The organism is Pseudomonadales bacterium, from assembly GCA_024234215.1.
Classification (GTDB): domain Bacteria; phylum Pseudomonadota; class Gammaproteobacteria; order Pseudomonadales; family UBA5862; genus JACKOQ01.
In genome coordinates, this window is sequence record JACKOQ010000006.1 from 176,894 (window position 1) to 185,791 (window position 8,898).

Genomic DNA, 8,898 nt, shown 5'->3' on the forward strand with positions numbered 1-8,898 from the left:
ACGAAAGCCGATGGCCGCCTGACTGCCATCGGCTTTTTCTTTTCTGTCAGTGAAACTCACGTCGATTCGCCTGCATCCCCATTTTTGCGGTTGTAAATCGATCGAAAATGAGTATCATGGGCGACCTTCTGGGGCCGTTAGCTCAGTCGGTAGAGCAGTTGGCTTTTAACCAATTGGTCGATGGTTCGAATCCATCACGGCCCACCATCTCTCCCCCAACCTCCACTCCGCCAAAGTTCGACGGCCTGTCAGGCCATCGCTTCTGGCCGGTTCAGCTTCGTCGACCAATCCACACTCACCGCGCCAACCTCGCCAGCTTCGCCAACGCCGCCTCGACGCGCCCGTCCCACGGGCAGGCGCAGGAGATGCGCACGAAGTTGCGATATTTCTGCGTGGCCGAGAAGATCGGTCCGGGCGCGATGCTGATGCCCTCGCTGCGCGCGCGGCGGGCGAGTTCAAGGCTGTCGACGTGCGGCGCGAGCTCCACCCAGACGACGAAGCCGCCGGCCGGCTGGGTGATGCGGGTGCCGGGCGGGAAGTGGCGGGTGACGGCCTCGATCATGCGCCCGACGGCGCGGGCGTAGTCGCCGCGCACGGCGCGCAGATGGCGTTCGTAGCCGCCGCCGCGCAGCAGTTCGGCCATTGCCAGTTGCGGCACGGTCGGCGTAGCGAGGTTGAGCACATATTTCAGGTATTCGACCCGCGGCTGGTGGCGACCGGGCAGGATCCAGCCGACGCGCAGGCCGGGCGAGAGGGTCTTGGAGAACGACGAGCAGTAGATCACCTCGCAGTCCGCGCCGTCGGCGAGCGACAGGCATGGCGGCGGCCGCTGCGCGCCGAAGCCGAGATCGCCGTAGAGGTCGTCCTCGATCAGCGGCACGCCGTGGCGGCCGAGCAGTTCCAGCAGTCCACGCTTGCGCGCCGGCGGCATGCAGTAGCCGAGCGGGTTGCTGAAGCTCGGCGTCGCCACACAGGCCTTGACCGGCCAGCGTTCGAGCGCCAGTTGCAGCGCCTCCAGCGACAGCCCCTCGACCGGATCGGTGGGGATTTCCAGCGCCTCCAGTTGCAGCGCTTCGAGCGCCTGCAACAGACCGTAGAAGGTGGGCGATTCGATGGCCACCACATCACCCGGACGGGTGACGGCCTGCAACGCCAGCACCAGCGCCTCCTGGCAGCCGTTGGTGATGACGACCTCATCGGCGCCGACGGCGCAGCCGGCCTGCACCATGCGCCGGGCGATCTGGCGGCGCAGTTCGGGCAGTCCGGGCGGGAACTCGTAGGCTGCCGCGCGGCTGCGGTGCAAACGCGCCGCCCGCGCCAGCGCCCGCTCGACGGCGCGCGTCGGCAGAAAGCTCGCGTCCGGCACCGCCGCGCCGAGCTGCACCAGCCCCTCGACGTTGGTCGCCTTGACCAGGCTCAGCACCAGCTCCTGCCCGGTCACCGGGCTCGGCTGCGCGGCCGGCGTCGAGGCTGCCGGCGGCAGCACCGCGAGACTCTGGCGTGCACGGACGTAGTAGCCAGAGCGCGGCCGGGCCTCGATCAGCGCCTCGTCCTCCAGCCGGCGGTAGGCGGCCAGCACGGTGGCGATGCTGACGCGACGCGTGCGGGCGAGCGCGCGTACGCCAGGCAGCCGCTCGCCGGCGCCGTAGACGCCCTGGCTGATCTGCTCGCGCAGTTCGGTGGCGAGGCGGTGGTGCAGCAGGTCCATGAAAGTCTCGGTACAGAAGGTGGCCATTCAGACCACAACAGTCTAGCCATTTGTCAATCTGTACCGCAACAAAATCATTTTTTTGAATCTGTACTTGCCATATTGGGCGACCTAAAGTGGATGCTCCACACCGGAACACCTCATGCTGGCAACCTTGACTCTGATCGACGCCTTCACCGGCAATCCGGTGACATTCTGCCAGCCCGATGCCGCCCGGACACGAGCCGGGGCCCATGGATTGAGCCTGTCCTCGACCGTATCGGGAGCAGAACCATGAACCTGATGCTCGACAGGCAGGTTCTCGGCGCCCTCTCCATCACGTTGGCCATCGTGGCTTCCGCGCCCTATATCCATTCGACGCTGAGAGGTGTGACCCGGCCGCATCTCTGCTCATGGATGACCTGGGCAGTCGTCACCACCGTGGTCTTTTTCGCGCAGTTGCAGAGTCAGGGTGGCATCGGCGCCTGGCCCACCGGAGTTTCGGCGCTGCTGACGATCTTTGTTGCGCTGCTGGCCTGGCGCAAACGCGGCGATGTCATGGTCAGCAGGACGGACTGGGCCTTTCTGCTGGCATCACTCTCTTCCCTGCCGCTGTGGTACCTCGCGGAGGATCCGCTGTCGGCAGTCATCATGCTGACCACGGTCGACGTGCTCGGTTTCGGCCCCACGCTCCGCAAGGCCTACCACCAGCCGCAGTCGGAACCGGCCGTTTTTTACGCGCTGGTGGCCATGCGCAACCTCACGGCCATCCTGGCGCTGGAGCACCACTCCCTGACCACCGTGCTGTTTCCGGCGGTGTTGGGGTGGGTGTGCCTGGTCATTCTCGGTCTGCTGCTCTGGCGGCGCGCCGCGCTCGCGCCCGCCCAAGCCAAAGAGTTTCGATGAACGTGCTCACCACAGGAGAGACGAAGATGCTTGCCGAACCCGCACCGCAACCCTGCCCTTCGTTCGAACAGGCTGTCTGCTGGATGAACGGCCGCCTGATGCCCGCCGCCGAGGCGACCGTGTCGGTGTTCGACCACGGGCTGCTCTATGGCGATGGCGTCTTCGAGGGCATCCGTTTCTACCATCGCCGGGCCTTTCGGCTTCAGGCGCATCTGGCGCGCCTCATGCTGTCGGCGCGGGCACTGGCGCTGAGCCTGCCCTGGGATCAGGCAGCGCTGACCCGCGCGGTGGCAGAGACCCTGGCCGCCGCGCCCGACGATGCCTGCTATCTGCGCCTGGTGGTGACGCGCGGGGTGGGCGCGCTGGGGATCGACCCGCGCAGTTGCCGGCAGCCCAATCTCTTCATCATTGCCGATCGGCTCGACGCGATGGCCGAGGCGCGCCGGCGCGGCGCGCGGCTGATCATCGCGGCGACCCGACGGTTGGGCGCCGACGGGCTCGATCCGCGCATCAAGAGCCTGAACTATCTGAACCCGATTCTGGCGCGGCTGGAGGCGAACCGCGCCGGCGCCGACGAGGCCGTGATGCTCAATGCCGCCGGACGGGTCACCGAGGGCAGCGCCGACAATCTGTTCATCGTGCAGGGCGGCCGCCTGCTGACACCGCCGGCGAGCGACGGCGCGCTGGCCGGCGTCACCCGCGCGGTGGTACTGGAGCTGGCGGCAGCGCTCGGCATCGCGGCGTGCGAGCAGCCGCTGGCGCCGTATGACCTCTACACCGCGGACGAGTGCTTTCTCACCGGCACCGCTGCCGAACTGGTGCCGGTGGCCGACATTGACGGCCGGTCGCTCAGCCATTGCCCGGGGCCGCTGTTCAGCCGGCTCGATCAGGCCTTTGGCGCGCTGATCGAGCGCGAATGCCGTAACAAGCCACCAGCAGTCACAGGAGAAGCCGAGTGATCGACGCTACCTTTGCCCAACGCTTCGCCGCCGACTGGATCGCTGCCTGGAACCGTCACGATCTCGATGCCATCCTCGCCCACTACGCGGATGACTTCGAGATGGTCTCACCACTGATCCCGCAACTGGCCGGCGAGCCCTCCGGACGACTGCGCGGCAAGACCCGCGTCGGCGCCTACTGGGCGCGCGCCCTGACGCCGCCGGCGCTCACGCTGTCGCCGCGCCTGCGCTTCGAGCTGATCGGGATCCTCACCGGCGTCGACAGCGTCGCGCTGCACTACCGCAGCCAGCGCGGCCCGGCCGTGGAGGTGTTGCAGTTCGGCCCGGACGGCAAGGTCGTTCGCGCCGCCGCCCACTACGTGCCGCGCGCCCAGGAGGAACCATGAGCAACGACAAACCGCCCGTGGCGCTGCGCGCTGCCGACTGCCCACCCCGCACGCGGCCGTCGAACTACCCACCCGCCATCCGCAACTGGCTCGATGGGAAGCTCGCGGGCCGGGAGAAGCGTCCGCTCGGCGATCCGTTTGGCCTCACCCACTTCGGCGTCAACCTGACGCGGCTGGCACCGGGCGCGATCTCGGCGCTGCGCCACGCCCACACGCTGCAGGACGAGTTCATCTATGTGCTGGAGGGCACGCCGACGCTGGTCACCGATGCCGGCGAAACGCTGCTCGCGCCGGGCATGTGCGCCGGCTTTCGCGCCGGGAGCGGGGATGCGCACCAGCTCGTGAATCGCAGCGACGCGGACGTGGTCTATCTGGAAATCGGCGACCGCATGCCCGGCGACAGCGCCGCCTATCCGGACGATGATCTGGCCGCCGAGTTGACCGATGGCCAGTGGCGCTTCACACACAAGGACGGCACGGCGTACTGAAGTGGCGCAAGCTCAGCAATGCAGGGTGGACAAAGCGCAGCGTGCCCACACGGAACGATGATGCATCTCAGGCGTTTTGGGGCGGCGAGTCGTTGAAGTCGCGTGGGCACGGCCTGGTGGCCTTTGCCCACCCTACGGCGCGCTGATATTTTTCCGCACATCCCCAAGCTGTGGGGCTGTCAATCACCGGCTCGGTTTCCTATAGTTCCGCACAGGCCACGGCATCCCGGCCAGCTCGGATGGCCGCAGAACTCCAAGCCGACCCAGAAAAAGGCGCTGGCCTTGCAAACCCCCGAACAACTCGCCCGCCAGACCATCGACGCACTGCTCGCCGCGGCCGGCTGGGTGCTGCAGGACCGGGGCCAGTTCGACCGCAATGCCGCGCTCGGTGTAGCGGTGCGCGAATTCCCGCTGCCGGCCGGGCCGTGCGACTACCTGCTGTTCGTCGCCGGCAAGGCTGCGGGCGTCATCGAGGCCAAGAAGACCGGCGTCACCCTGAGCGGCGTCGCCGAGCAGTCCGAGAAATACATGCTGCGCCTGCCGGAGCACCTGGCCCGCTGGGATGACCTGCTCGTCTACGACTACGAGAGCACCGGCGCCGAGACCTTCTTCTGCAACCGACGCGATCCCAAGCCGCGCTCGCGCCGGCTGTTCGCGTTTCACCGGCCGGAGACGCTGCACGACTGGCTGCGCCAGCCCGACACGCTGCGCGCCCGGCTGCGGCAGATGCCGCCGCTCGACCCGCGCGGCCTGCGCGACTGCCAGATCGACGCCATCGCCGGGCTCGAAAAATCGCTGGCCGAGGACCGCCCCCGCGCGCTGATCCAGCTCGCCACCGGCGCCGGCAAGACCTTCACCGCCTGCTCGTTCTCCTGGCGGCTGATTCGCGCGGCGGGAGCAAAGCGCATCCTGTTTCTGGTGGACCGCAACAACCTCGGCGACCAGACCCTCAAGGAGTTCCAGAACTTCCACCCGCCCGGCGCCGCCAACCGCTTCACCGACACCTACATCGTCCAGCACCTGCACGGCCCGCGCATCGACCCGGATGCCAAGGTGGTCATCACCACCATCCAGCGCCTGTACTCCCTGCTGCGCGGCAAGGAGCTGGCCGAGGAGGACGAGGAGCGCTCCGGCTTCGAGCAGTGGCAGGGCGAGGAGGGCGAGCCGCTGCCGCTCGCCTACAACCCTGCCGTCCCCATCGAGACCTTCGATTTCATCGTCACCGACGAATGCCACCGCTCCATCTACGGCCTGTGGCGCCAGGTGCTGGAGTACTTCGACGCCAGCATCATCGGCCTCACCGCCACGCCGTCCAAGCACACGCTCGGCTTCTTCAACCAGAACCTGGTGGCCGAATACCCCTACGAGCGCTCGGTGGCCGACGGCGTCAACGTCGGCTACGAGGTCTACCGCATCCGCACCCGCGTCACCGAGCAGGGCGGCACCGTGGAGAGCGACGCCGGCTTTCAGGTGCCGGTGCGCGACAAGCGCACCCGCCGCGTGCGCTACGAAAACCTGGATGCGGACCTGGCCTACACCGCCCAGGAGCTCGACCGCTCCGTGGTCAACCCCAACCAGATCCGCACCGTGCTGCAAACCTTCCGCGACCGCGTGTTCACCGAGCTGTTCCCGGACCGCAGCGGCGACTGGCTGCCCAAGACCTTGATCTTCGCCAAGGACGACAACCACGCCGAGGAGATCGTCCACGCCGTGCGCGAGGTGTTCGGCGAGGGCAACGACTTCGCCAAGAAGATCACCTACCGCGTCGGCAGCGAAGACCCCAAGACGCTGATCAAGGCCTTCCGCGTCGATCCCTTCCCGCGCGTCGCCGTCACCGTGGACATGATCGCCACCGGCACCGACATCAAGCCGGTGGAGGTGCTCATCTTCATGCGCGACGTGAAATCCGAGGGCTACTACGAGCAGATGAAGGGCCGCGGCGTGCGCACCATCCCGGATGCCGACCTGCGCGCCGTCACGCCGGACGCCCGCACCAAGACCCGCTTCATCCTCATCGACGCCGTCGGCGTGTCCGAGACCAAAAAGAACGCCAGCCAGCCGCTGGAGCGCAAGCGCACCCTCAGCTTCGATGCCCTGCTGGAGCAGATCGCCATGGGCCGGCGCGACGAGGACGCGCTCTCATCGCTGGCCGCGCGTCTGGCCGCGCTCGACCGCAAGCTCGGCGACGAAGACCGCGCCCGCATTGCCGAAGCCACCGGCGGCAAGACCCCGCGCGCGCTGGCCGGCGACCTGCTGGACGCCATCGACCCGGACCGGCAGCAGGCCGCCATCGCCGCGCGCCACGGCGCCGCGCCCACGCCCGAGCAGGAACAGACCGTCATCGCCGCGTTGATCGACACCGCCTGCCGTCCGTTCGACGCGCCCGCCACGCGCAACCTGCTCAAAGACCTCAAACAGAAATCCGACATCGTCATCGACGAGATCACCACCGACGAGCTGCTCGGCGCCGCCTTCGACCAGCAGAAGGCCGAGCAGACCATCGGCAGCTTCAAGGAATTCATGGCGCAGAACCGCGACCAGCTCACCGCGCTGCAAATCCTCTACAACCAGCCGCAGGGCCGCCAGCGCCTCACCTACGCCGCCATCCGCGAGCTGGTGCAGCGCCTCACCGACCCGCCGCGGTATCTGACCACCGCTACCGTCTGGCAGGCCTACAAGCGGCTCGACGCCGCCCGCGTGCGCGGCGCGCCGGTGGACGACCAGCTCACCGAAGTGGTCAGCCTGGTGCGCTACGCGCTCGGCCAGAGCGAGGCGCTGGAACCCTTCGGCGCCGTCGTCGAGCGGCGCTTCAACCTCTGGCTCGGCCGCGAGAAAAAGCCGGCCGCGAATACAGCCCGGAGCAGGAGCAGTGGCTGCGCGCCATCGCCACCTACCTCGCCGCCAACGCCGAAATCGCCCCGCGCGACTTTCAGGAGGCGCCGAGCCTGGCCGACCGCGGCGGCATCGTGCAGGCCCGCCGCGTGCTCGGGCCGGGACTGAATGAATTGCTGGACGACTTGCAAGGGGCGTTGGTGGCGTGAGGGGGGAACGTGAATTGCCGGTGGGCTGGGAGTGGTCCTCGATTCAGCAGACCGCCGAAACGGTATTTGGTCAGTCACCACCGTCATCGTCTTACAACAGTCGAGGTGAAGGATTACCCTTTTTTCAAGGCAAGGCTGAATTTGGGGAGCGGCATCCAAGCGCCGAGAAGTGGTGTACGAAACCGACGAGAGAGGCGATTCCCGGCGACATATTGATTTCAATTCGAGCGCCAGTCGGGCCAACGAATGTGGCCAACCAGGTTTGTGCGATTGGTCGCGGACTCGCAGCGATTCGTCCCTTGATTGATCCTGAATATGTGCGGTTTTGGCTAAAAAGATCAGAGCAGGAGTTGGCTCAGAAAGGAACCGGAACAACGTTCAGCGCGATTTCAAAGAACGTATTGAATACCCACTTGCTCCCAGTTGCGCCGCTCAACGAACAACGCCGCATCGTCGAGAAGATCGAAACCCTGTTCGCCCGGCTGGGCCAGGGCGAAGCCGCGCTGCGCCACACGCAGACGCTGCTGGCCCGCTACCGCCAGTCCGTGCTCAAGGCCGCCGTCACCGGCGCCCTCACCGCCGACTGGCGCGCCGCAAACGCCCACCGCCTCGAACACGGCCGCGACCTGCTCGCCCGCATCCTGCAAACCCGCCGCGAAACCTGGCAAGGCCGCGGCAAATACCAGGAACCCGCCGCCCCCGACACCAGCAACCTTCCGGAACTCCCGGAGGGTTGGGTGTGGGCGAGCGTGGATCAACTTTCCCACAACCATGATGGAAGACGAATTCTGCTCAAACGATCAGAAAGAGATAAGCGTGGTGGCCGTTACCCCTATTACGGCGCGCAGGGGATTATCGACGACATTGACGATTATCTTTTTGATGGACTATATCTTCTTGTTGCGGAGGATGGTGCGAATTTGCTATCGCGCGTCAAACCCTTGGCATTGCAGGCCCACGGGAAATTTTGGGTAAACAACCACGCGCATGTACTAGAAATCATTCCGGGTTCTTCTCTTGATTTCGTCGAGCTGGCAATCAATTCGTTGGATATTTCACTGTCCGTAACCGGTACAGCACAGCCGAAGCTGACTCAAGCCGCGTTAAATCGACTCGCCGTTCCATTGCCCGGAGAGGCTGAGCAATCTCGGATTTGTGAACTTGTCCAAGAGGCATTTGCACGGGGCAAACGCGTTGGGGAGTGGTGCCAAACCGAACTCACCCGCTCCGCCGCCCTGCGCCAATCCATCCTGAAAGACGCCTTCGCCGGCAAGCTGGTCCCGCAAGACCCGAGCGACGAACCCGCCGCCGAGCTGCTGGCCCGCATCCGCGCCAGCCGCGCCACGCCGTCCGGTAGGGTGGGCAAAGCGCAGCGTGCCCACGCGGAACCGACCACCGATGACCGCTGACCACCCGCCGGCATCGAACACC

General features: G+C 66.6%; 6 protein-coding genes, 1 tRNA gene and 1 pseudogene. 7 read left to right on the top strand and 1 reads right to left on the bottom strand.

From position 1 onward, the window contains the following. Positions 1 to 131: 131 nt before the first annotated feature. Positions 132 to 207: transfer RNA gene (locus tag H7A13_11490), tRNA-Lys, on the top strand. Between the two features lie 88 nt (positions 208 to 295). Here the strand turns inward: H7A13_11490 and H7A13_11495 are convergent. Beyond that, the gene (locus H7A13_11495) at positions 296 to 1,708 is read right to left on the bottom strand and encodes a PLP-dependent aminotransferase family protein (protein MCP5333959.1); all 1,413 of its coding nucleotides are present in this window, start codon (positions 1,706 to 1,708) and stop codon (positions 296 to 298) included. Between the two features lie 273 nt (positions 1,709 to 1,981). Here H7A13_11495 and H7A13_11500 point away from each other — a divergent pair, with 273 nt between their 5' ends. The 6 genes and pseudogenes from H7A13_11500 (at position 1,982) to H7A13_11525 (ending at position 8,876) form a co-directional block, all read left to right on the top strand. Continuing rightward, a complete protein-coding gene (locus H7A13_11500) occupies positions 1,982 to 2,593 on the top strand; it encodes a hypothetical protein (protein ID MCP5333960.1) in 612 nt (203 codons plus the stop codon). Positions 2,594 to 2,676: 83 nt separating this feature from the next. Continuing rightward, a complete protein-coding gene (ilvE, locus tag H7A13_11505) occupies positions 2,677 to 3,552 on the top strand; it encodes a branched-chain-amino-acid transaminase (protein MCP5333961.1) in 876 nt (291 codons plus the stop codon). Beyond that, positions 3,549 to 3,938, top strand: a complete 390-nt coding sequence (locus tag H7A13_11510; protein ID MCP5333962.1) for a nuclear transport factor 2 family protein — start codon at positions 3,549 to 3,551, stop codon at positions 3,936 to 3,938. Before ilvE ends, H7A13_11510 begins: the two co-directional genes overlap by 4 nt. Beyond that, a complete protein-coding gene (locus H7A13_11515) occupies positions 3,935 to 4,426 on the top strand; it encodes a cupin domain-containing protein (GenBank protein ID MCP5333963.1) in 492 nt (163 codons plus the stop codon). Before H7A13_11510 ends, H7A13_11515 begins: the two co-directional genes overlap by 4 nt. 282 nt (positions 4,427 to 4,708) lie before the next feature. After that, a pseudogene (locus tag H7A13_11520) lies at positions 4,709 to 7,467 on the top strand (DEAD/DEAH box helicase family protein). 14 nt (positions 7,468 to 7,481) lie between these two features. Beyond that, positions 7,482 to 8,876 carry a restriction endonuclease subunit S gene (locus H7A13_11525; protein MCP5333964.1) on the top strand — a complete coding sequence of 465 codons (1,395 nt, stop codon included), beginning with the start codon at positions 7,482 to 7,484 and terminating at the stop codon, positions 8,874 to 8,876. Positions 8,877 to 8,898 lie beyond the last annotated feature (22 nt).

Bases quoted from the DNA above. Each gene is read 5' to 3' on its own strand.
- H7A13_11495 (MCP5333959.1), bottom strand. From the start codon at position 1,708: ATGGACCTGCTGCACCACCGCCTCGCCACCGAACTGCGCGAGCAGATC.
- H7A13_11500 (MCP5333960.1), top strand. From the start codon at position 1,982: ATGAACCTGATGCTCGACAGGCAGGTTCTCGGCGCCCTCTCCATCACG.
- ilvE (MCP5333961.1), top strand. From the start codon at position 2,677: ATGAACGGCCGCCTGATGCCCGCCGCCGAGGCGACCGTGTCGGTGTTC.
- H7A13_11515 (MCP5333963.1), top strand. From the start codon at position 3,935: ATGAGCAACGACAAACCGCCCGTGGCGCTGCGCGCTGCCGACTGCCCA.